At 70.7% G+C, this 21,782-nt stretch carries 22 protein-coding genes and 2 pseudogenes; 12 read left to right on the plus strand and 12 right to left on the minus strand.

Features of this window, described 5'->3' with window-relative positions:
* Window positions 1-4: 4 nt before the first annotated feature.
* The 3 genes from ACWC9T_RS04785 to ACWC9T_RS04795 are packed head-to-tail and all read right to left on the minus strand — an operon-like array spanning window position 5 to window position 3,629.
* A complete protein-coding gene (locus tag ACWC9T_RS04785; RefSeq protein ID WP_449819605.1) occupies window positions 5-1,192 on the minus strand; it encodes a sensor histidine kinase in 1,188 nt (395 codons plus the stop codon).
* Window positions 1,193-1,197: 5 nt separating this feature from the next.
* On the minus strand, window positions 1,198-3,408 hold the full coding sequence (locus ACWC9T_RS04790) for an MMPL family transporter (protein ID WP_449819606.1): 2,211 nt from the start codon (window positions 3,406-3,408) through the stop codon (window positions 1,198-1,200).
* Window positions 3,405-3,629, minus strand: coding sequence for a transposase (locus tag ACWC9T_RS04795; RefSeq protein ID WP_449819607.1), 225 nt, complete (start codon window positions 3,627-3,629; stop codon window positions 3,405-3,407). Before ACWC9T_RS04795 ends, ACWC9T_RS04790 begins: the two co-directional genes overlap by 4 nt.
* Here ACWC9T_RS04795 and ACWC9T_RS04800 point away from each other — a divergent pair.
* Together ACWC9T_RS04800 and ACWC9T_RS04805 are read left to right on the plus strand one after the other, a co-directional pair.
* A pseudogene (locus ACWC9T_RS04800) lies at window positions 3,586-4,547 on the plus strand (RNA-guided endonuclease InsQ/TnpB family protein). The gene ACWC9T_RS04795 and the pseudogene ACWC9T_RS04800 overlap by 44 nt on opposite strands.
* A gap of 274 nt (window positions 4,548-4,821) precedes the next feature.
* Complete coding sequence (locus ACWC9T_RS04805) at window positions 4,822-5,256, plus strand: VOC family protein (protein ID WP_449819608.1); 435 nt, start codon at window positions 4,822-4,824, stop codon at window positions 5,254-5,256.
* 80 nt (window positions 5,257-5,336) lie between these two features.
* On the opposite strand, the gene ACWC9T_RS04810 is transcribed toward ACWC9T_RS04805, so the two are convergent.
* Together ACWC9T_RS04810 and ACWC9T_RS04815 are read right to left on the minus strand one after the other, a co-directional pair.
* Window positions 5,337-5,540 carry a DUF397 domain-containing protein gene (locus tag ACWC9T_RS04810; RefSeq protein WP_449819609.1) on the minus strand — a complete coding sequence of 68 codons (204 nt, stop codon included), beginning with the start codon at window positions 5,538-5,540 and terminating at the stop codon, window positions 5,337-5,339.
* Window positions 5,530-6,399, minus strand: a complete 870-nt coding sequence (locus tag ACWC9T_RS04815; RefSeq protein WP_449819610.1) for a helix-turn-helix domain-containing protein — start codon at window positions 6,397-6,399, stop codon at window positions 5,530-5,532. Before ACWC9T_RS04815 ends, ACWC9T_RS04810 begins: the two co-directional genes overlap by 11 nt.
* A gap of 248 nt (window positions 6,400-6,647) precedes the next feature.
* Here ACWC9T_RS04815 and ACWC9T_RS04820 point away from each other — a divergent pair, with 248 nt between their 5' ends.
* From ACWC9T_RS04820 to ACWC9T_RS04835, 4 genes are all read left to right on the plus strand, one after another.
* Complete coding sequence (locus ACWC9T_RS04820) at window positions 6,648-7,040, plus strand: ATP-binding protein (protein WP_449819611.1); 393 nt, start codon at window positions 6,648-6,650, stop codon at window positions 7,038-7,040.
* A complete protein-coding gene (locus tag ACWC9T_RS04825) occupies window positions 7,037-7,312 on the plus strand; it encodes a hypothetical protein (protein WP_449819612.1) in 276 nt (91 codons plus the stop codon). The genes ACWC9T_RS04820 and ACWC9T_RS04825 overlap by 4 nt, the downstream gene beginning before the upstream one ends.
* Entirely contained in the window at window positions 7,309-7,485 is a 177-nt protein-coding gene (locus ACWC9T_RS04830; protein ID WP_449819613.1) for a hypothetical protein, read from the plus strand. Before ACWC9T_RS04825 ends, ACWC9T_RS04830 begins: the two co-directional genes overlap by 4 nt.
* A 63-nt stretch (window positions 7,486-7,548) precedes the next feature.
* Window positions 7,549-7,998: a hypothetical protein gene (locus ACWC9T_RS04835; protein WP_449819614.1), complete on the plus strand. Its 450-nt coding sequence runs from the start codon at window positions 7,549-7,551 to the stop codon at window positions 7,996-7,998.
* A 141-nt stretch (window positions 7,999-8,139) separates the two neighbouring features.
* Here ACWC9T_RS04835 and ACWC9T_RS04840 read toward each other — a convergent pair whose 3' ends face one another.
* Window positions 8,140-8,445: an SRPBCC family protein gene (locus ACWC9T_RS04840; RefSeq protein ID WP_449819615.1), complete on the minus strand. Its 306-nt coding sequence runs from the start codon at window positions 8,443-8,445 to the stop codon at window positions 8,140-8,142.
* 250 nt (window positions 8,446-8,695) lie between these two features.
* Here ACWC9T_RS04840 and ACWC9T_RS04845 point away from each other — a divergent pair, with 250 nt between their 5' ends.
* Both ACWC9T_RS04845 and ACWC9T_RS04850 read left to right on the plus strand, forming a co-directional pair.
* Entirely contained in the window at window positions 8,696-9,226 is a 531-nt protein-coding gene (locus ACWC9T_RS04845; protein WP_449819616.1) for a GNAT family N-acetyltransferase, read from the plus strand.
* A 463-nt stretch (window positions 9,227-9,689) separates the two neighbouring features.
* Window positions 9,690-10,148 carry a reverse transcriptase domain-containing protein gene (locus ACWC9T_RS04850; protein WP_449819647.1) on the plus strand — a complete coding sequence of 153 codons (459 nt, stop codon included), beginning with the start codon at window positions 9,690-9,692 and terminating at the stop codon, window positions 10,146-10,148.
* Here ACWC9T_RS04850 and ACWC9T_RS04855 read toward each other — a convergent pair.
* A complete protein-coding gene (locus ACWC9T_RS04855; RefSeq protein WP_449819617.1) occupies window positions 10,033-10,953 on the minus strand; it encodes a S41 family peptidase in 921 nt (306 codons plus the stop codon). The two genes, ACWC9T_RS04850 and ACWC9T_RS04855, sit on opposite strands and share 116 nt — an antisense overlap.
* A 57-nt stretch (window positions 10,954-11,010) precedes the next feature.
* Between ACWC9T_RS04855 and ACWC9T_RS04860 the strand changes: the two genes are divergently transcribed.
* Both ACWC9T_RS04860 and ACWC9T_RS04865 read left to right on the plus strand, forming a co-directional pair.
* Window positions 11,011-11,535 carry an ArsR/SmtB family transcription factor gene (locus tag ACWC9T_RS04860; protein WP_449819618.1) on the plus strand — a complete coding sequence of 175 codons (525 nt, stop codon included), beginning with the start codon at window positions 11,011-11,013 and terminating at the stop codon, window positions 11,533-11,535.
* Between the two features lie 312 nt (window positions 11,536-11,847).
* Window positions 11,848-12,369 (plus strand): GNAT family N-acetyltransferase, encoded by a 522-nt coding sequence (locus ACWC9T_RS04865; protein WP_449819619.1) that lies wholly within the window; start codon window positions 11,848-11,850, stop codon window positions 12,367-12,369.
* A gap of 52 nt (window positions 12,370-12,421) precedes the next feature.
* Here ACWC9T_RS04865 and ACWC9T_RS04870 read toward each other — a convergent pair whose 3' ends face one another.
* Window positions 12,422-12,964 carry a phosphotransferase gene (locus ACWC9T_RS04870; RefSeq protein WP_449819648.1) on the minus strand — a complete coding sequence of 181 codons (543 nt, stop codon included), beginning with the start codon at window positions 12,962-12,964 and terminating at the stop codon, window positions 12,422-12,424.
* A pseudogene (soxR, locus tag ACWC9T_RS04875) lies at window positions 12,928-13,395 on the minus strand (redox-sensitive transcriptional activator SoxR); the annotation flags it as partial. The pseudogene soxR and the gene ACWC9T_RS04870, both read right to left, overlap by 37 nt.
* Here soxR and ACWC9T_RS04880 point away from each other — a divergent pair.
* Together ACWC9T_RS04880 and ACWC9T_RS04885 are read left to right on the plus strand one after the other, a co-directional pair.
* Window positions 13,394-14,107 carry a thiamine pyrophosphate-dependent enzyme gene (locus ACWC9T_RS04880; protein ID WP_449819620.1) on the plus strand — a complete coding sequence of 238 codons (714 nt, stop codon included), beginning with the start codon at window positions 13,394-13,396 and terminating at the stop codon, window positions 14,105-14,107. The pseudogene soxR and the gene ACWC9T_RS04880 overlap by 2 nt on opposite strands.
* A gap of 96 nt (window positions 14,108-14,203) precedes the next feature.
* Complete coding sequence (locus ACWC9T_RS04885; RefSeq protein ID WP_449819621.1) at window positions 14,204-15,097, plus strand: transketolase family protein; 894 nt, start codon at window positions 14,204-14,206, stop codon at window positions 15,095-15,097.
* A gap of 1 nt (window position 15,098) precedes the next feature.
* On the opposite strand, the gene treZ is transcribed toward ACWC9T_RS04885, so the two are convergent.
* The 3 genes from treZ to glgX all read right to left on the minus strand — a co-directional run bounded on the left by treZ (window position 15,099) and on the right by glgX (window position 21,497).
* Window positions 15,099-16,829 (minus strand): malto-oligosyltrehalose trehalohydrolase, encoded by a 1,731-nt coding sequence (gene treZ / locus ACWC9T_RS04890; RefSeq protein WP_449819622.1) that lies wholly within the window; start codon window positions 16,827-16,829, stop codon window positions 15,099-15,101.
* Between the two features lie 2 nt (window positions 16,830-16,831).
* Window positions 16,832-19,252 (minus strand): malto-oligosyltrehalose synthase, encoded by a 2,421-nt coding sequence (treY, locus tag ACWC9T_RS04895; protein WP_449819623.1) that lies wholly within the window; start codon window positions 19,250-19,252, stop codon window positions 16,832-16,834.
* A 121-nt stretch (window positions 19,253-19,373) separates the two neighbouring features.
* On the minus strand, window positions 19,374-21,497 hold the full coding sequence (gene glgX, locus ACWC9T_RS04900; RefSeq protein ID WP_449819624.1) for a glycogen debranching protein GlgX: 2,124 nt from the start codon (window positions 21,495-21,497) through the stop codon (window positions 19,374-19,376).
* Between the last annotated feature and the right edge of the window lie 285 nt (window positions 21,498-21,782).

The raw sequence follows: 21,782 nt of genomic DNA on the forward strand, positions 1-21,782 counted from the left end.
GTCGTCACACCTGGCTGTTCGTTGGAATCGCGGCGAGGACGCGGGTGCCGTCGCCGGGGGAGCTGGTGACGGTGAGTTCGCCGCCGAGTTCGGCCAGGCGATTGCGCATGCCGTTGAGCCCGAAGCCGTGGGAGTCTTCGACCACGAAGCCCTGGCCGTCGTCGGTTATCTCCAGTTCGACGCCATCCGGAGACGGCGTAAGGACGATCTCCACGGCGGAGGCGGCCGCGTGCTTGCGGACATTGGCCAGGGACTCCTGGGTGCAGCGCAGGAGCGCGATCCGGGTCGGCTGGTCGCACTCGACGTCCGGCAGATCTGCGGTGACGGTGAGTCCCGTGTCCTCGGCGAACCGGTCCAGGGTCCGGCGCAGGGTCTTGGCGACCGAGCCGAGGGCGGGACCGCTCTGCGGGGCGGAGCCGACGAGTACCCGCGCCTCGGCGAGGTTCTCGCGTGCGGTGTTCTCGATCGAGAGCAGTTGTCGGGTGCTCCTGCCGGGATCGGTGTCGAGGCTGGAGCGGGCCGCCTCCGCCAGCACGATGATGGATGCGAAGCCCTGGGCAAGGGTGTCGTGGATCTCCCGCGCGAGCCGCTCGCGCTCCTCCGTGGCGCCCTGGAGTTTGTGGGCCTCGGCCAGGCGCAGTTGGGCGTTCGCCAGCTCGGAGCCCAGGCGGCGGGCGCGTTCGTCGCTCTGCTCGACGATTCGGACCACCCCCAGTCCGAGCAGCACGCTCGCCGTGTAGCCGATGAGGGTGAAGACGATGTTGCCGGTGGAGAAATCCTCCGCGTGCCAGCTCTGATGGCGGATGATGCCGGCCACGGTGGCGGCGGCGGCAGCGCCGCTGAGGGCGATCGAGTACCGCGGGCTCCTGGCGAAGAGCCAGAAGTGGGGGAGCGACACGATGAACAGTGCCGCGCCGTCGCCGCGTAGGAGGGACAGCGCGCCCAGGCCGAGGACGAGCACGCCCAGAAAGGTGTGGGGGCGCAGCACGGGATTGCGGGGAAGGGTCACAACGGTCGTGTAGCAGAGGGCGATCACGGCAAGCAGCGCCAACGACCCGTACTTCGTCGTTCCGGTGTGGTGCAGCGCGGAGATGACCGGGGGACACAAGCCCAGGAACACCCAGGAGACTGCGTACCACCGGCGCAGGGTTCGGGTGCGGAACCGGTCGTCGGGCTGCGGCCGTTGAATCATGATCGTCAGCCTACGTTCTGCGGCATGCCGGCAGCAGGGACAGCGGTCTGCGTCCGTCGCGCCGGGCACAGCGGCCACCATGCCCGCTCGCCGAGGAGCAGCAGCAGCGACGGCAGGACCATGAGCCGGATGACCACGGCGTCCAGCAGCACGGCCGTCGCCAGGCAGAAGCCCATCTGCTTCATCTCGGTGAGGTGCAGGGCGACGAAGGCACCGAACACGGTCACCATCACTATCGCCGCGCTGGTCACCACCTTGGCCGACCGGCTGATGCCGTCCACTACCGCCTCGCGAGCCGACATCCCGTTCTGCCTGGCCTCCTGTATCCGGCTGACCACGAACACCTGGTAGTCCATCGACAGGCCGAAGAGGATCACGAAGAGGAACAGCGGTACCCGGGACGCGATGGCGCCGAGGGAGTGGAAGGCCAGCAGGTCCTCTGCCCACGTTCCCTGGAAGAACACGACCAGCAGGCCGAGCGAGGCCCCGGCGGACAGCAGATTGAGCACGACGCCGATCAGGCCGATGACCACCGAGCGGAACGCCCAGACGCTCATCACGAAGGTCACCAGCAGCAGGAACCCGATGACCAGCGGCAGCTTGCTGTTCTCGTGATCCACGTAGTCGCGGCCTCGGGCCACGTCACCGGTCACCCCCGTCTCCACGCCGGACAGCCTGCCGACCGTGGCGGGCAGATAGTCCTTACGGATGTGGTCGAGTGACTCGATTGCCTCGGCGGAGGGTGCGGGGAACGGGACGGCCAGTTCCAGCACGCTGATCCGGCCGTCGGCCGACGTACGCACCCTCGGCTCGGTGTCCCTGGCGAACAGCGGGTCGGCCTGCGCCCGCCGGCCGAGGTCCGCCAGCGCATGCTGCACCTGGGCGGCTTGGTCCGGAGTGGAGCGGGCGACAACCACGTGCTTGACCAGGAGCTCCGGGAAGGCCGCGTTCAGCCGGTCGTAGACCTGCATGGCCGGGATGCCGCGGGAGAAGGTGTCCTTGCCCGGGTCGACGAGCTTCAGGCCGAGCGCGGGCACCGCCAGGGCGAACATGACCAGCACCGACACGCACAGCGTGATGGCGGGACGCTTCTGCGCGGGCCTCAGCAGGGCACCGAACACCCGGCCCGTCTCGGCCTCCGCGCGCTTCATACGGACCGGCATGCCGTGGCTCGCCCGGCGGGCGGCCTTGCCGGCCGCACGGCGCTCGGTCCGGTGGCCGACCTTCACCAGGAGTGCGGGAAGTACGGTCAGGGAGCTGACCATGGCGACCGCCACGACCAGGATCGTGCCCGTCGCCAGCGAGGAGAAGATGACGTCCGTGGCCAGATACAAGGTCGCGGTGGAGACGATCACGGCGAGACCGGAGACCACGATGGCCCGGCCCGCGGTCGCCGCTGCCAGCTCCACCAGGGCCTCGGAGCTGAGCCGCCCCCCGGCGCGGGCCCGTTCCTCGCGTTCGCGCTTGAGGCAGAAGAGCGTGTAGTCGACGCCTACCGCCAGGCCGATGAGCAGGATCATGTTGGTCCCGACACCCGGATCGGGCAGGACATGGGACGCGATCATGGACAGCCCCAGGGCGGCGGCGATCGAGGAGAGCGCAAGCAGCAGCGGCACACCGGCCATGACCACCGATCCGAAGACGATCAGCAGGGTGATGAGCGTGACCGGCAGGGTGATGCGCTCGGAGAGCGTGAGGTCTTTCCCACGCTGGTCGTTGACGCCCTTGCTGATGGAAGGGGAGCCGGTCTCCTCCACGACCAGGTCCGGGTGGCCGCCCTGCACCTGGGCCGTCCGGGCGAGGACCGGGACGACGTTCCTCTTCCCGTTCAGCTCGGGGCCCTTCAGGACCACCGAGACCCGGAGAACCTGGCCGTCCTTGGATCGGACCGGAGCTGCCACGCTGTCCACCTCGGGCAGCTTCCGCAGCCGCTCGGTGACGTCCTGCGCTGCCGCTGCGGCGGCGGCCAGGTCCAGCCTCCCGGACCTGGCATGGATGATGATCTGCTCGGTCGGCCGCTGCTGCATGCCGCCCGCGCTCGCGATCGCCTCGGCTCGCCCCGCCTCACCGACCCGGTAGTCCTCGGTAGTTGCTTCATGGGACCCGATCGCGACGCCGACGCTGAAGCACAGAATGACAAACGCGAACCAGCCGGCGATCGCGCGCCATGCATGCCGGGCGCTCCAACGCGCTATCCGCACAGGGAGTTGACTCATACCCGAGATCTTGGTCGGCCGGGGCCGCGCCCGACACGACCGGCCGGTTGAACCTTGGGTCCACCGGTCGGTGGACGGCAGGGGGGGCTGCCGCTGTAGTAGGAGGCGGACCAGAAGACGGAGCCGAGCCCGATGCGGTTGATGTGCCCGGTGTATTCGGCGTGCAGGTATCGGGAGCTGACGCCCTTGAGGGAGTTGATCAGCTTGGACAGGCCGATCAAGCCCGGCTATCCGCGCTTGCGGGGCGTGAACTGGTTCGACACCGTTGACTTCCCCAAGGACGGCGACGGCTGCCGCTGGGACTCCACCCCGCACGACCCGGTGACCCGCGTCCGTTTCCAGGGCGTCGGGCACGTCAAGGTCAACCGGCACCGCTTGGTGGTCGGTAAGGTCAAGACCGTCTCGGTCAAGCGAGAAGGCAAGCGCTGGGTACGTCGTCCTCACCGCCGAGCAGAGCGAGCCCGAGCCGCTGCCCGCGACCGGCAGCGTGGTCGGCATCGACATGGGCATAGTCAACTTCCTTGCCGACTCCAACGGCGAGTTCGTCCCCAACCCGCGCCACGGTGCCAAGGCCGCCGCGAAGCTCGAAGCCGCACAACAGGCCCTCAGCCAGTTCCCGCGCCGCAAGGCCAAGAACCGGACCGCCAACCACCAGCGGGCGGTTGAGAAGGTCGCCAAGCTGCACCGCAAGGTCCGCCGTCAACGCCTCGACCACGCCCACAAGACCGCCCTCGGCCTCGTCCGCGAGCACGACTTCATCGCGCACGAAGACCTCAAGATCCGCAACATGGTCAAGGCCCCCGCGCCGAAGCCCGACCCCGAACAGCCGGGCACCTTCCTGCCCAACGGCGCGGCGGCCAAGGCCGGGCTGAACAAGTCGATCTCCGACGCCGGGTGGGGGGGTGTTCCTGACGATCCTGCACGCCAAGGCTGAAAGCGCCGGACGGGAAGTGATCGCCGTGGACCCCCGCAACACCTCCCGCACCTGCCCGCCCTGCGGGCACGTCGCAGCGCAGAACCGACCCACACAGGACACCTTCCACTGCGTTAGCTGTGGCCACGAGGCACACCCTGACACAGTGGGAGCCGTCAACGTTCTACGGGCCGGGCTGGTCCGTCGCAACGCCCAGAAGGGTTAGCGAGAAGCCCCCGGCTTCAGCCGGGGGAGGAGTCACCTGACGAACCCCGAAGTCAACCGCTGGCAGACGATCAAGACCGCCGACTCCGGCCCACGACAAGCACGAGCACCCCGAAGAGTCGCCACGCCGGAGCCTCCGACCAGCACGTTCGAAGACGGCGAAAGCTCAGTGATGCTCGGGGCATGTGGATCGGCTCTGTGACGTCGCACCCTCACGTCAACATGCGGATGTCCAGCGGGAAATGAGCAACAGAGCCCCCTGCTAGGGTGGCCCGATGGCATCGATCAAGCAGTTCCAAGTCACCTTCGACTGCGCGGAACCTGAGCGCGTCGCCCGCTTTTGGTGCGAGGTGTTGGGGTACGTCGTACCGCCGCCACCGAGGGGGTTTGCCACCTGGGACGATTTCAACCGCTCGCTGCCGCCTGAGCGTCAGGGTGCAGCGTTCGCCTGCGTGGATCCCTCGGGTGTGGGCCCGCGGATGTACTTCCAGCGCGTTCCCGAGGGCAAGGTCGTCAAGAATCGGGTGCATCTTGACGTGAGGGTCGGCACCGGACTCGTGGGCGAAGAGCGCCTGGCCACGCTTCAGGCCGAGTGCGAACGACTGGTCGCGCTCGGCGCGGTATGCGTGCAGGTGCTGCGTGCCGATGGCGTCAACGAGTCGTGTATCGCGATGCAGGACATCGAGGGCAACGAGTTCTGTCTCGACTGAGCATCCTTCGAGACGGCGAGGCGGGGAGCGGTCAGGCCGGGCGGCCCCGCGTGGCACGCGGGGCCGCCCGGAGAGCTGGTTCAGAGGGCGATCGGGAGTTCGCCGGATCGAATGTCAGCTACGAACGCCTGCCAGGCCTCAACGTTGAAGCCGAGCACAGGCCCCTGCGGATCCTTGCTGTCGCGGACCGGAACAGTGCCTGGCAAGCCGCTGGCGACCTCAATGCAGTTGCCGCCTTCGCCGCCGCTGTAGCTGCTCTTGCGCCATGTCAGGTCAGCTGTCATGTCGATATTTCTCCTTCAGTAGCTGATTCATCCATGCAGCAGACTCCTGTGGGCTCATCGCCGTCTTGGCGAGTCGGTCGAAGACGAACTCGTGGCGCGCGATGTCGGTTTCCCTCTCCAGGTAGAGACTGCTGGTCAGTGCTTCGACGTAGACGATCTGACCTGGCACGTCTGCGAAGGAGAGAATGTGAAACGGCATGCTCATTGCTGCGTGAGCACCAGCGCTGAGAGGCAGCACCTGAATGGAGATGTTCGGCTGCGCGGCGAGTGCCAGGAGATGTAGGACCTGCTCGCGCATAACGTTGAGGCCGCCGACCGGGCGGCTCAGCGCGGCCTCGTTGAGAACTGCATGGATCTCGGGCGGGCTCGGCCGGCGGAGGATCTCTTGTCGCTGCATCCTGAGTCGCGACCGTCGACTGATCGTGCCCTCTATGTCGCCTTCCTGCCCGGCAAGGGAGGCGCGGAAGATCGCGCGGGAGTAGTCGGGCGTCTGAAAGAGCCCGGGGACCAACTCCGTCTCGTGCGAGCGAATCCGCGCGGCGTCGGCTTCCAGGCCCACGTAGGTCTGGAACCAGTCCGGCAGGGTGTCGCCGTAGTCGTGCCACCAGCCGCGCTGAGTGCTGCGGCGAGTCAGTGAGATGAACTGGTGCAGTTCGGCTGCGTCGCTGACGCCGTACAGTTCGAGCATCGCGCGAACGTCGGATTCCTTCAGCGTCGTCTGACCTGACTCGATCCGTGACACCTTGGTCGCGCTGAATCCGAGTTCGTCCGCGACGGACTTGGCCTGGAGCCCGGTCCGTTCGCGCAATCGTCGCAGCTCGGAGCCGAGCCTACGGCGCAGCACGGTTGGACTGTCCACGCTCGTCGCTCCCTCTTGGTTGACGTCGGGTCACAGTCTGCCACCTCCCTCGGTGATCACAAGAGTGTTGCGGTGCTGCGCAATTGCGCGGAGATGCGCTTGCGCAATGAGGCCATCGCGGAGCACTCTACAGGGAGTAGTCCTTCGGGTCGCCTGAGTGATCACGATGGATCTACCGCCGGGCATTCCTTTGCCTCCGTCCGGCCGTCGCATGGCTTCAACCCCTCTCCCTGGAAGGTGACTTCGCCATGTCTCGAAACTCCTCGACCGCCTGGCTCCCGCGCAGCCGCCGTTCCCCCGCGATCGCCCGCCAGCGGGTCTCCGTCCTCCTGTCCTCCGTCCCGGACGGGGAGCGCTTCCTCGACTCCGGTCTCGTGGTCGCCACCGAACTCGTCACCAACGCCGTCCTGCACGGGACGCCGGTCGGCCGTCTCATCTACTTCGCGCTCGACGTCGACCTCGCCCGTCTCCGCATCGAGGTCCACGACTCCCGGGGTGACCGCAGGCCCGTCCTCGCCGCGCCCGGTCTCGACGGCGAGACCGGGCGCGGCCTCCGACTCGTCGACTCGCTCACCAAGCGTTGGGGCTGCTGCCCGCGCCGGCCCGTGGGCAAGATCGTCTGGGGCGAGGTGGCCGCGTGAGGGCCGATCACGACATCCTCGTGGAGATCCCCGGCGTCAAGTCGTCGGCCATCCGTGTTCTCGACGCCTCGACGCTCGAAGCGATCTGGGACTCGGTCCGCTTCCTCCCGATGCCTCGCTCCCAGCTCCAGATCCTGGAGCGCCGCTTCACCGGCCCCTGCGCCGAGCGCGACGTCATCCGCCACCTCGCCGCGAACCCCGCCCTCGTCCTCCCCGTCGGCGAGAACGAGGTGCGCATCAGCTGGGCGAACCCGACCGGGGAGCCCGCGTGATCGACCGCATCCGGGACTGGTGGTTCATGCACTGCTCTCCCAGTCGCATCGCGCGGCTCCTCCGCGCCGAACGGCGCCGCTTCGAGGCCGAGTTGGCCCCCTGGCTGCCCGAAGCCTCCGCCGCCGTGCGTCGGCGCGTGCTCGCGGCGATCGCACACGACGCGTCCAGCTGATGGCGCCTGCCTCCTGCGTGCTAGGTTTGAACGCGTTCAAATGAATGAACGCAGGGGGGGATCATGACTGTTGTGCCTGCGAGTGCCCGGTGGCTGGCCGGTGTGGCGGTCGCCGTGTTCCTGCCGCCGCTCGTCCTCATCGGGCCGGTGTTCGGCATCGGTTGGCCGTACGTCCACCACTCGGTCGGGCTGGTCTCCGCCGTCGCATGCGCCGTACCGGCCTGTCTTCGTCGGCGGGATCGCTTTCGGGTCGCCTGCGCCGCGGCCGGGTTCGCGGTTGCGGCGGTGTGGGTGCCGCTGACCGTCCTGGCCTTCTTCGCGGTGTTGGTGTTCGGCGGCTGGGCCTGGTTCCTGACCTGCCTGTCCGTGCCGGTCGCGGCGATCACCGCGATGATCGCCGCCTTCCAGCGGGCCCGCGGGCCCGAGTGTGGCCGTACCGCTGCCGTGCTCGGATGGTCGGCTGCGGCCGTCTCGGCGGCAGGTTGGTTCCTGCTGGTCGTTCAGAGGGGCTAGGGCCGGGCTGGAGGTTGCTCGCCCTCCGTCAACGCGCCCGACCGGCAGACTCCCCTTGAAGGGGCCGAGCTGCAAGGGGCGAAGCGGTGCGCGGCGGACTTCTGAGGGGCGTCCTGGTGCCCCTCGGGAGCGTCCCCGCCGTCAGTTCGCGAAGTGCTCGCGCAGGGCGACGAGGCCGGAGGTGAAGACGCCGTGCACGCGGTCGGCGGACTCCTTGCGGTGCTCGGGCTCGATGTCGTAGGTGACGCTCCACTTCACGAAGCTGGCGTCCAGCTCGGTGACCGGGCTGACCCGGAGGACGGCCCGGTAGTCGTCGAAGTGGAAGGTGTCGTCGGGGAGGCTGTAGGTGTAGCTGCGGGCCTCCTCGTCGTAGGCGAGCAGCGTCTCACTTGATGTCTGCCATGCGCGCCACCGTCGCCTCTGGCGCGTCGTTAGGGCGGGTCTCATCCTCGGGCCGGGGGTCGCGCGGGCGCCAGGGGGCAGGCCGGTCAGCGGTGGATCGGTCGGCGCGGGAGGCGAGCGTGGGGTTCCGGCTGGCGCGGTCGATTTCCCGCTGAGGCGCAGTGGAATTCGATTGGCGCAGTAAACGGTTCGGCATTTGGCGCAGTAAACGGCGATCGGACGCGGACTTCACGAAGTTCTCGACCATTTCGAAGAAATGAGGAACCGTCATGCTGGTGCGGTCGTTTCCGTTGGCATGAGTGAACAGAAGATCTCCTTGCGTCCGATCTCCGAAGCCGACCTCCCGCACTTCCTCAAGCTCCTCAACGATCCCGAAGCCATGGGCGAGCACCTGTGGTTCGGCTGGCGGCAGCCGGACCGGATCCGCCGCGTCTGGGCCGAGAGCGGGCTGCTCACGGACGAACAGTGGACCCTCGCGATCACCGTCGACGGTGCGTTCTGCGGCTATGCCGCGGCCATGCGGGAAACGGCGACCCCCACCGCCTGGCACTGGAGCATGGGCGCCCAGCTCCTGCCGGAGGACAGGGGGCGCGGCATCGGCACCCGGGCCCACCGGCTGTTCGTCGACTACCTGTTCGCGCATTCGCCGGTGATGCGGCTGGAGGCGGAGACCGAGTCGACCAATGGCGCCGAACAACGCGTCCTGGAGAAGGTCGGATTCACCCGCGAGGGCGTGCAGCGGGCGCAGACCTTCCGGGCCGGTGAATGGCGCGACGTGGTGCTCTACAGCTTGCTGCGCACCGATCCCCGACCCGCAGCGATCTGAGCTTGTCGTTTAAGTGCGCCACGAGCGCAGAAGGGGCGCGAGTCCGGTCTGCGGCTTCTGCACGGAACGTGGGAAGGCGAGTGCCGATACGGCCGTTGCGCGTCGAAGGCGCGAGACAGGCGAGAGGGAGCGCGCCGGGCGGCGGAAACCGCGAGGCGCTGAGCACCGAGGCGGCACCCGCTGGCGGACCGGCCCGTAGTAGCGCTGAAGCCCTGGTAATCGGGGTGGAGCGAAGGGGCCGGCTCATTGGTGATCTGTTCGCGCGAACAACCGGAAGTGCTCCGGGAGGAAGCGGGTGGGCATGTCAGGTCCGCAGGACAAGCCGTTCGATGTTCCGAAGAGACTGGTGTGGGAGGCATACGAGAGGGTCAAGGCGAACAAGGGTGCGGAGGGAGTAGACGGCTGCTCGATCGAGGACTTCGAGAAGGATCTGCGGGGCACCCTGTACAAGATCTGGAACCGGATGTCTTCGGGCACCTACTTCCCGCCGCCGGTGAGGGCGGTAGAGATCCCGAAGCCGGGTGGGAAGAGGATGCTGGGCGTCCCCACCGTGGCTGACCGCATCGCGCAGACGGTGGTCGCTCTTGCGCTGGAACCCCGGACGGAGTCGATCTTCCATGACGATTCCTACGGATACCGGCCGAAGCGGTCCGCTCTGCAGGCGGTTGAGCGGTGCCGGCAGCGGTGCTGGAAGAAGGACTGGGTCATCGACCTCGATGTCCAGAAGTTCTTCGACTCTGTGGATCACGCCCACCACGTGGTCACGTCGCCACGCGACCCGCCGGACAGCCCTGGACCGAGCGTGCCTAGGCCAGGCGGGCCGTGGCCAGGGCGAGCGCGCGGTCGAGCGCGTCCCCGGCGTCGCACGGCACGTCGGGGCGCACGCCCGTCCCCTCCCAGTTGGTGCCCGAGACGGCGTTGACGGCGCGGGCGATCGGTACGGAGAGCTCCAGGTGCGGGTGCACCGTCCAGCCCTCGCGCGGGTGGGCACCGCCGCGGGTGGTCTCCCCGACGACCTCGGCGCGCCCCAACTGCTGCAGGTCGTAGGCGAGTTCCTCGCCCGCGGAGAACGTCTCCCGGCCGGTGAGCACATAGAGCGGCTTGCTGCCGCCGAAGCGGGCGCCCGGTACGAACGAGGGCGTCCAGTACTGCTCGGCCACCTCCCCCTGGCGCGAGAGCAGGGTGTGGAGGTGGGTGCGGCCGTCGATCAGGTAGCCGCAGATGAAGGCGACCGTGTCGGGGTCGCCACCGGTGTTGCGGCGCAGGTCGATGATGAGGGCGCGGGCCGGGGCCACCAGGGAGAGTGCCGCGGTCAGCGGCTGCGCCGCCCAGTCCAGCGGGAACATGTGCGGTGCGATCTCCAGGAGCGCGACGCCGCCGTCGAGGAGTTCCACACGGGGGACGCCGCCCAGGGAGTCGTCGAACTTCCGGCGCATCATGGCGAGTGCCGCGGCGCCCTGGTGCGGCGGCACGGGCTCCGCGTGGTACTTGAGGGCCAGGTGGAGGTCGCCGTTGACGGACCGCAGATCGGCGGTGACGGCCGCGGCCAGTTCCTCGGCGGTTCCGGCCGGGTAGGCGCCGTTGGCGCTGCGGCGCCGCAGCAAGGCCGCCAGCTGCAGGGCGGCATCGGGGAAGACGTAGTTCTCGGCGACCAGGCCGGCGACCGACTCGACGACGGAGGTGGTGGCGGCGGTGTCCAGCGCGGGTATCGCGGTGATGGCGGTCATGGCAGGGAGTAGACCAGCGGCTTGCCATAGCGTCAAGCAGACTTAACACTTGATTCCGTGACCCAGCACTCAGCAGACGACGCCCAGCGGATCAGCACGCCCCTGCAGCACTCCGCACTCGCCCACCCCCTGCGCCAGCGACTGCTCTTCGCCCTGAGCGGCCGCCCGTCGACGATCAGCAAGCTGGCCGCACAGCTGGGAGTGAACAAGGGCAGCGTCTCCCACCACCTCAAGGTGCTGCGCGAGGCCGGACTCGTCCAGGAGGCCGGGACCCGACAGGTCCGCGGCGGCACCGAGCAGTACTACCGGCGGACCGCGGAGCGCCTCCTCGTCGCCGAGCCGCAGGCCGAGGGCATCGCCGCCCTGCTCGGCGCCGTCGCCCAGGAAGTGGACCGCTCCCCCGTCGAGCACACCCTGACCCTGCGCCACCTCCGGCTCAGCCCGGCCAAGGCCGCCCGACTGGCCGAGGCCCTGGCCGAACTCGTCGACGAGACGGAGGAGGACTCGCCGGGCGAGCCCGTGCACGGCGTGCTGGTGACGCTCTACCAGCAGGCGGACCCCACACCACGACCCCGCCCCTGACCGACCGTCCACGGTGCCGGAGTTCTTGGCTTTCCGTTCGACCTCGCACGTCACCCGACCTGCTGAGACGTGCAGGATCCGGGGGCAGGTGAGGCGGCCGTTCTCCACGCTTCGAGATGTCGAGTAACGAGGTGCGAGAGACCGGCCGCTGTCTATGAGTCTCCCCGTCCGTGCGCCCGTAGATGTGGCATTGGGCCTCTTGTCCCGCGTTCGGGTCGAGTCCACGCTCGAAGCCCACCTCGCCGAGATCGCGGCGACGGGGCAAACGTCAAGCTGAGGAACCGTTGCGACGGCCAGGCCGTTGGCGCCTGCATGAGCGATGAAACGGTCTCCCTGCGTCCGATAGCCGAAGCCGACCTCCCCGCCTTCGGCCGCCTGATCAACGATCCGGACGCGGTGGGCGAGTTCCAGTGGTACGGCTGGCGGGATCCCGAGCGGTTCCGACGCCGGTGGGCCGAGCACGGGCTGATCGGGGACGACCAGTCGATCTTCGCGGTCGTCGTCCGCGACGAGTTCTGCGGCTTCGTCGCGGCCAGACGGAAGGGCATGCTGCCGACCGCGCCGTACTGGAACATCGGCATCCAGCTGGCGCCGCAGGCGCGCGGTCGGGGAATCGGCACCCAGGCCCAGCGCCTGCTGGTGGAGTACCTGTTCACCCATACGCCGGTGATGCGGGTGGAGGCGGACACCGACGTCGACAACCTCGCCGAGCAGCGCGCCCTGGAGAAGGTCGGCTTCACCCGGGAAGGCGTCCACCGCGCGGTGACATTCCGCGCTGGTGAGTGGCGCGACGGGGTGGTCTACGGCCTGCTGCGCACGGATCCGAGGCCTTAGGCAACCCCGAACCACTCCTCGGCGAGGTCGTCCAGGGTCCGTGCCGACGGCTTCAACTCCCGCAGGTATCCAAGGAAGATTGCTGTACACGTGCAGCAGCGTGTACGCCATCAGCCAGCCGGGGCTCGAAGGCGCGGCCGTACGCGCCCAGCAGTTGCCCGAGCAGGTGCGGGTCCGCGCGGGTGGTGAACAGGCCGACGGCGACCAGGTCGTAGGCCGGGTCGCCGATCATGGCGGGCTCGAAGTCGAGCAGGCCGGTGAGGCGCCACCCGGCGGCCGGGTCGGTGATCAGGTGTTCGCGCATGAACTCGGTGTGCAGCAGCGCGCGGTGCCGGGGCGCATCACCGATTCCTCGTGGACGACCGCGTCCCACTGCTCGTCCGTCTCCACCACAGGCAGCATGGCCGTACGGTAGGCAGACCGACAGCCGGGCGGCGAAGGGTTTCGGCGCCCGCCCTTTCAGCGCCCGCCTTCGAGTTCGTCGGCCGGGTCGTGGGTGCGCAGGTAGTGGGCGCCGGGGCCGGCCTGGCCGAGCCGGTCGTCGGCGTTGTGCAGGGCGCAGCGGGTCAGCGAGAGGCAGCCGCAGCCGATGCAGCCGGTGAGCCTGGCCTTGAGCCGTTCGAGTTCGGCGATCTGCTCGTCGATCCGGTCCTGCCGGGCGGTGGCGACCCGGTCCCACTCGGAGCCGCTGGGGGCGGGGCGCTCGGGCAGGCGGTCGAGGGCCTCGCGGGCCTCGTCCAGGGAGAGGCCGACCCGCTGGGCGGCGTGCACGAAGGCGATCCGGCGCAGCACGCCGCGGGAGTAGCGGCGCTGGCCGCCGCTGGTGCGGGTGGCCTGGATCAGGCCGAGGCTCTCGTAGTAGCGCAGCGCGGAGTGGGCGAGGCCGCTGCGGGCGGAGAGTCGGCCGATGGTGAGCAGGTCGCCCGAGCGCGGACCGGGGCGCGGGCGTCGTCGGAGTGCGCCGTCACGGGTGCTCGGTGTAGTCACTTGACTTAAAGTTCGCTTGAAGTTGCACGATCGGGGCATGACGACGAGGACAAGCACGGAAGCCGCCGGCCGGGCCGGTTTCGAGGACCTCCAGCCCCTGATGGCGCTGATGACCGGCGACGAGAAGCACGACGTCGCCGCCACCTCCACGCTGGACGCGCTCTGGGTGCTGTACGACCGGGTGCTGCGGGTCTCCCCGGACACCGCCGAGGCGCAGGACCGCGACCGCTTCCTGCTCTCCAAGGGGCACGGCCCGATGGCCTACTACGCGGTGCTGGCCGCCAAGGGCTTCGTCGACCCGGCCGTGCTGCCGGGCTTCGGCGGCTACGACTCGCCGCTGGGCTACCACCCGGACCGCACGCTGCTGCCCGGGGTGGAGATCTCCTCCGGCTCGCTCGGCCACGGCCTGCCGCTGGCCGTCGGCACCGCGCTCGGGCTGCGGGCGCAGGGGCTGACCGATCCGGCGGTGTGGGTGCTGGTCGGTGACGCCGAGTTCGACGAGGGCTCCAACCACGAGGCGGTGGCCTTCGCCGGCGCGTACGGGCTGGACCGGCTGCAGGTGGTGGTGATCGACAACTCCTCGGCCACCCACGGCTGGCAGGGCGGGATCGCCCAGCGGTTCGCGGCCGAGGGCTGGTCCACCGCGACGGTGGACGGCCGCGACCACGAGGCGCTGTACCGCGCCTACACCGCCGAGCACCCGGGCCGCCCGCACGTGGTGGTCGCCCGGGTGGAGCCGAAGTACTCCTGAGCGCCACCCCGGGCGAGCGCCACCGCGAGAGCACCGCCCCGAAAGCGCACCACCCCGAACGCCCCCGACAGGCCGACACCGAAAGGCACTTCCCCGATGGACACCATGCGCGAGCGCTTCGTCGCCGTCACCTCCCGCCTGCTGGACGAGGACCCCCGACTGGCCGTCGTGCTGGCCGACATCACCGCCGCCGCCTTCGAGCCGGCCCACCGGCGCCACCCCGACCGGGTGGTCAACGTCGGCATCCGCGAGCAGCTGCTGATCGGCGCGGCCGGCGGCCTGGCACTCAGCGGGATGCGCCCGATCGCCCACACCTTCGCCAGCTTCCTGGTCGAACGGCCCTTCGAGCAGCTCAAGTTGAGCCTGGTCCACCAGGGCGTCGGCGCCGTGCTGGTCAGCGCGGGCGGCTCCTACGACAACCCGGCGGCCGGCCGCACCCACATGTCCCCGGGCGACGTCGCCCTGCTGGACACCCTGCCGGACTGGACGGTGCACGTTCCCGGCCACCCGGACGAGGCCGAGCAGCTGCTGGAGCACGCCGTCGCGGACGGTGACCGCAATGTGTACGTCCGGCTCTCCAACCACCAGAACGCCGCCCCCGTCGCGGTCGAGCCGGGCCGCTTCGGCACGGTGCGCACCGGCTCGCGCGGTGTGGTGCTCGCCGTCGGCCCGATGCTGGACGCGGTGCTGGCCGCCACCGAGGGCCTGGACACCACGGTGCTGTACGCGGCCACGGTGCGTCCCTTCGACGCCGAGACGCTGCGCGCCGCGGTCGGCGAGCGGGCGGACGTGGTGCTGGTGGAGCCGTACCTGGCGGGCACCTCGGCGAACGAGGCGCACGCGGCGCTGGCCGACCGGCCGCACCGGGTGCTGGCCCTGGGCGTGCCGCGCGAGGAGCACCGGCACTACGGCTCGATGGCGGAGCACCTGACCGCCTACGGCCTGGACGCGCCCGCGCTGCGCGAGCGGATCGGCACCTTCCTCTGGTGACCTACACGGCGACGACCGCCACCGAGTCCGCCGCCAGCCGCACCGCCGTCCCCTCCAGCACGGCCGCTCCGAAGGCCGCCGCCACCTCCCGCCCGGCGGCCCCCAACGGCAGCGCGGCCTCGGCCGTGCCGAGGTTGACCGCCACCCGGTACGGCCCCCGGTGCACCACCAGCCAGCCGGCCGCTTCGTCGAAGTCGACCCGCACCGCGCCGAGGTCCGGGTCGGACAGCTCCGGCCGCTCGCGCCGCAGCCTCAGCAGCCGCCGGTACCAGTCCAGGAGTTCGGCGTGCGGCGTGCGCCGGGGCTCGGTCCAGTCAAGTACGGAGCGCAGCACGGTCGCCGGCTCCTGCGGGTCCGGGACGGCCTCGGCGGCCCAGCCGTGCTCGGCGAACTCCCGCCGCCGGCCCTGCCGGACGGCGTCCGCCAGGCCGGGGTCGGTGTGGTCGGTGAAGTACTGCCAGGGGGTCGAGGCGGCCCACTCCTCGCCCATGAACAGCATCGGGGTGAACGGCGAGGTGAGCACGAGTGCGGCGCCGCAGGCGAGTCGGCCGGCGGGCAGGGTGGTGGAGATGCGGTCGCCGAGCGCCCGGTTGCCGACCTGGTCGTGGGTCTGCAGGTAGCCCAACAGCCGGTGGCCGCTGCCCGGCGGGAACGGCCGCCCGTGGCTGCGCCCCCGGAAGGAGGACCAGGTGCCGTCGTGGAAGTAGCCGCGCTGCAGCGTCCTGGCGACGGCGGCGAGCGGCGCGCGCGCGAAGTCCCCGTAGTAGCCCTGGGATTCGCCGGTGAGCGCGCAGTGCAGCGCGTGGTGGAAGTCGTCGCTCCACTGCGCGGTGAGGCCCTGGCCGCCGGCCTCGCGGGCGGCGGTGGTGCGCGGGGTGTTGAGATCGGACTCGGCGACCAGGAACAGCGGCCGGTTCACGGCCACCGCCAACCTCTCGACCTCGTAGGAGAGTTCTTCCAGGAAGTGGACGGCCCGGTCGTCCGCGAGGGCGTGCACGGCGTCCAGCCGCAGCCCGTCGATCCGGTAGTCGCGCAGCCAGGCCAGCGCGCTGTCGATCAGGTAGCGGCGCACCTCGTCCGAGCCGGGGGCGTCCAGGTTGACGGCCGAGCCCCACGGGGTGTGGTGCCGGTCGGTGAAGTACGGCCCGAAGGAGGGCAGGTGGTTGCCGGACGGGCCGAGGTGGTTGTGCACCACGTCCAGCACCACCCCGAGGCCCTTGCGGTGCGCGGCGTCCACGAAACGCTTGAGCCCCTCGGGTCCGCCGTAGGGCTCGTGGACGGCCCACAGCGAGACCCCGTCGTAGCCCCAGCCGTGCTTGCCGGGGAACGGGCAGACCGGCATCAGCTCGACGAAGTCCACGCCCAACTCGACCAGGTGGTCCAGGTGTTCGGTGGCGGCGTCGAAGGTGCCGCGGGCCGTGAAGGTGCCGATGTGCAGCTCGTACAGCACCGCGCCGGGCAGCGGGCGGCCGTGCCAGCCGGTCTGCGACCAGCGGAAGGCCGTGTGGTCCACCGCGCGGCTCGGGCCGTCAGGGCCGTGCGGCTGCCGGCGGGAGCGCGGGTCGGGCAGCGGCGGGCCGTCGTCCAGCCGGAAGGCGTAGTCGCCCTCGGGGGCCTCGCCGGACCACCAGCCGTCCCGGTCCGGGCAGCGGGCCAGCGCGTGGTCGGACCCGTCGACTCGGACGGCGACGCGGGAGGCCGCGTACGGCGCCCACACCTCATAGCGCGGCATGCTCAGCCCCTCCTCGTCAGCAGCGCCACCGGGTAGGTCGCCAGCAGGTCCGCCACCGGCACCGCCCCGGCGGGGAAGCCGCGCAGCGTCAGCTCGTCCGTCCAGTCCCCGCCGGCGGGCAGTTCCAGGACGGTGTCCCGCCAGCCGCCCGCCTGCGCCAGCCCGTACGGCAGCCGGGTGACGGCGGTGACCACGTCCTCGCCGCGGGCGAAGGCCAGCAGGTGGTCGCTGGAGACGTCGACGGCAGTCAGCGGGCGGTAGGCGCCGAGCGGGCGGGAGCGGCGCAGGTGCAGGGCGGTGGTGGTCAGGTGCAGCTTCTCCCGGGCGAGGTCGCCGGGGCGCGCGGTGGCCGAGTCGGTGAGCCGCACTGCGAGCGCGCCGAGGTCGACCACGCCCCGGTTGTCCGGGTCCACCAGGGTGTAGAGCGGCTCCTCGCTGCCCTGGTAGAGGTCGGGAACGCCCGGGACGGTCAGGTGCAGCAGTGCCGCGGCCAGGGTGTTGGCGCGGGCGTACGGGGCGAGCGCGTGCACCCGGCCCTCGATCCGGGGGAGCAGCCCGGGGTTGCGGTAGACGGCGCGGGCCCGCTCCTCCAGCGCCTGTTCGTAGTGCGGGTCGGGGGCGGTCCAGGAGGTGTGCAGCTTGGCCTCGCGGGCGGCCTTGAGCAGGGCGGCGACCAGCCGGTCCGGGGTGATCGGCCAGGCGGCGACCAGGGTGTGCCAGAGCAGCCAGTCGGCATCGCGGTCGAAGCCGGGCCCGGCGGCGGTGGACCAGGCGGCGGCCTCGGCGGCCCAGGCCGCGGGCTGCTCGGCGAGTACGGCGAGCCGGGCCCGGGCGTCGGCGCTGCGCTTGGTGTCGTGGGTGGAGAGCACGGTCATGCTGTGCGGCCAGGTGCGTTCCAGGTACCGGCACCAGTCGTGGAACTCGGCCGGGTACAGCCCGGGCCGGGCGGGCTCGCCGCCGACCTCGTTGAGGCCGGGCAGCGCGTTCCAGCGGTAGAAGGCGGTGTCCTCGACGCCCTTGGCGGCCACCGCGGCGGCGGTCTGCGCGAAGCGCGCGCAGAACTCGTCCTTGTCCGGGCCGCGCCCCAGCTCGCCGAGGGCCAGCGCGGCCACCAGGCGCTCGGTCGGGTCGTCGGCGCCGGCCGTCTGCAGCGGGTCGTCGAAGGCGGGCTCCCCGGGCCGCGCGTACGGCCGGTACACCGGGTAGTCGGTGAGCAGCCGCCGCAGTGCCGCGCGCAGCTGCCAGGGTGCGTGGTCGGCGTGCGCGGGTTCGGCGGCGCCGACCCGCAGCGCGATCCGCACCAGCCGCTCGACCTCGGCGGCCAGCTCGCCGCCCGGCCCGGTCATGTCGGCCCGTCCGAGCCGGGCGGCAGCGATCGCCGGGTGGGGGTCCTGGCACAGGTCGCGGATCGGACCGCCGTGCAGGAAGGACTCGTACGCCCCGGCCAGCAGGCAGGCGCCCGCGTGGTCGGTGAGCACGCCGTCGATCCGGCGCAGCGCGTCGTAGCCGGTGGTGCCGGCCACCGGCCAGTCCTCGGGCAGCCGCTCCTCGCCGGTGAGGATCTTCTCGACCACGGTGTACGCCCCGCCGGTGGCCTCGGCCAGGCGGCGCAGGTAGCCGCGTGGATCGGCGAGCCCGTCCGGGTGGTCGATCCGGAAGCCGTCCAGGATCCCGTCAGCGTGCAGCCGCAGCAGCACCGCGTGGGTGGCGGCGAACACCTCGGGCTCCTCGACCCGGACGGCGATCAGCTCGTTGACGGTGAAGAAGCGCCGGTAGTTGAGCTCGGTGCGGGCCAGCCGCCACCAGGCGAGCCGGTACCACTGCCGGGCCAGCAGCTCGGGCAGCGGCAGGCCCGAGGTGCCCGGCCGCAGCGGCAGCTCGTGTTCGTGGTAGCGCAGCACCTCGCCGTCCACCGTCAGCCGGTCCAGTACGGCGCCGAGCCGGTCGCCCAGCAGCGGCAGCAGCACCCGGCCGCGCTCGGGGGCGTCGGCTGGGCCGGGCTGGGCCGTCCAGTCGATGTCGAACCAGCGGGCGTACGGCGAGTCGGGCCCGTCCCGCAGCACCTGCCAGAGCGGCCCGTTGAGCCGCTCGGGGACGGGCACGGCCATGTGGTTGGGCACCACGTCGGCGATCAGCCGCAGCCCGTGCCGGTGCGCCTCGGCGGCCAGGGCGCGCAGCGCCGGCTCGCCGCCGAGCTGCTCGCTGATCCGGGTGTGGTCGACGGTGTCGTAGCCGTGGGCGGAGCCGGGGGCGGCCTCCAGCAGCGGGGACAGGTGCAGGTGGGAGACGCCGAGGGCGGCCAGGTAGGGCACGGCGGCGGTGGCGTCACGCAGGGTGAAGCCGGGCTGGAGCTGGAGGCGGTACGAGGACGTGGGGACGGTGGCGGCCGGGCGGGGCTGCGCGGGCTCGGCGGCGGAGGTCATGTGTCCATAGGTACCCGGCCCGACCCACCGCCAAGACCCGCTGCTGGCCCGAACAGGTGAGCGTGAGCCTCCAGGCGCCCGTCTTCGAACTCCCGCCTGCGGGGCGATGCCGGGGCAGGCCCTAAGCCGGCCGCTGCAGCACCATCAGCGAGCGGTCGGTGAGCCAGAGGGCGTCCCCGGCCTTGACTCTCGCCCCCGTGCCGGGGGCGGGCAGCCGGGGCTGCGCGGTGTCGACCACGACCTGCCACTCCTGCCCGTGGTCGGCGGGCACGGTGAACTCCAGCGGTTCGAAGTGGGCGTTGAACATCAGCAGGAAGGAGTCGTCGACGATCCGCCCGCCGCGCCGGTCCGGTTCGGAGATGGCGTAGCCGTTCAGGAACACGGTCAGGGACTTGGCGTAGCTGGCGCCCCAGTTGCGCTTGGTCATCTCCTCCCCGCCCGGGGTGAACCAGGCGATGTCGGTGAGGTCGTCGTACCCGCCGGAGGCGGACACCGGCCGCCCGTGGAAGAACCGCCGCCGCCGGAACACCGGGTGGTCGCGGCGCAGCCAGATCATCCCCTGGGTGAACTCCAGCAGTCGCGCCTGCGGCCCGTCGTCCTCGGGCCAGTGCACCCAGGTGAGCTCGTTGTCCTGGCAGTAGGTGTTGTTGTTGCCCAGCTGGGTGCGGCCGAGTTCGTCGCCGTGGGAGAGCATCGGCACGCCCTGGGAGAGCATCAGGGTGGCGATGAGGTTGCGCTGCTGGCGGGCGCGCAGGTCCTCGACGGCCGGGTCGGTGCTGGGGCCCTCGACGCCGCAGTTCCAGGAGCGGTTGAAGGACTCGCCGTCCCGGTTGTCCTCGCAGTTGGCCTGGTTGTGCTTCTCGTTGTACGAGACCAGGTCGCGCAGGGTGAAGCCGTCGTGGCAGGTCACGAAGTTGATGGAGGCGATCGGGCGGCGGCCGTCGTCCTGGTAGAGGTCGGAGGAGCCGGTGAGCCGGGAGCCGAACTCGGCGAGGGTCGCGTTCTCGCCGCGCCACAGGTCGCGCACGGTGTCCCGGTACATGCCGTTCCACTCCGTCCACAGCGGCGGGAAGTTGCCGACCTGGTAGCCGCCCTCGCCGAGGTCCCAGGGCTCGGCGATCAGCTTGGCCTGGGAGACCACCGGATCCTGCTGGACCAGGTCGAAGAAGGAGGAGAGCCGGTCGACCTCGTGGAACTGCCGGGCCAGGGTGGCGGCGAGGTCGAAGCGGAAGCCGTCCACGTGCATCTCGGTGACCCAGTAGCGCAGCGAGTCCATGATCAGCTGGAGCACGTGCGGGCTGCGCATCAGCAGGCTGTTGCCGGTGCCGGTGGTGTCCTCGTAGAAGCGCTGGTCCCGGGCGAGGCGGTAGTAGGAGACGTTGTCCAGGCCGCGCAGCGACAGCGTCGGCCCGAGGTGGTTGCCCTCGGCGGTGTGGTTGTAGACGACGTCGAGGATGACCTCGATCCCGGCCGCGTGCAGCGCCTTGACCATGGACTTGAACTCCTGCACCTGGTGGCCGCGGTCGCCGGTGGAGGAGTAGGAGGAGTGCGGGGCGAAGAAGCCGATCGTGTTGTAGCCCCAGTAGTTCGACAGGCCGAGGTCGCGCAGCCGGTGGTCGCGGACGAACTGGTGCACCGGCATCAGCTCGATGGCGGTGATGCCGAGCTTGGCCAGGTGCTCGATCACCGCCGGGTGGGCCAGCCCCGCGTAGGTGCCGCGGATCTCCTCGGGGATGCCCGGGTGCAGCTGGGTGAGGCCCTTCACGTGGGCCTCGTAGATGACGGTGCGGTGGTAGTCGGTGCGCGGCGGGTGGTCGGTGCCCCAGTCGAAGTACGGGTTGATCACCACCGAGTGCATGGTGTGCGGGGCGGAGTCGAGGTCGTTGCGGCGCTCGGGGGCGCCGAAGTGGTAGCCGTAGACCGACTCGTCCCAGTCGATGTGCCCGCTCATCGCTTTGGCGTACGGGTCCAGCAGCAGTTTGGCGCTGTTGTGCCGCTGGCCGAGGCCCGGGTTGTACGGGCCGTGCACGCGGAAGCCGTAGCGCTGGCCGGGCTGGACGCCCGGGAGGTAGGCGTGGCGGACGAAGGCGTCCGTCTCGCGCAGTTCGACGGCGGTCTCCGAGCCGTCCTCGTCGATCAGGCACAGCTCGATCCGGTCGGCGCTCTCCGAGAACACCGCGAAGTTGGTGCCGGCCCCGTCGTAGGTGGCGCCGAGGGGGTAGGGCTTACCGGGCCAGACCTGCATGAGTCATCAACTTCCTTGCTGCCGACCGAAACTGACGTATACGAAAATCTGCCCGGACCCGGACGCTCTTCCCGGTCGGGCGGCCGGGCATGTGCGACGCTCGCGCGCCGTGACGCAACGCACAGCCCGCATACTCCCCGAGCCCTCCCCCGGCGGCCGGGAGATAGCGCCGGGGTTCGCCCGAACGGGTGTCCAGCGGCCAATCTTGTGAAGAAAGGGGCCGGTGGTACGGGAGGGGCCCTCGGGCAACCGGCTGCGGGAGGCTCGCGGCGGGCAGTACCCTTG

The organism is Kitasatospora sp. NPDC001159 (genome assembly GCF_053598235.1).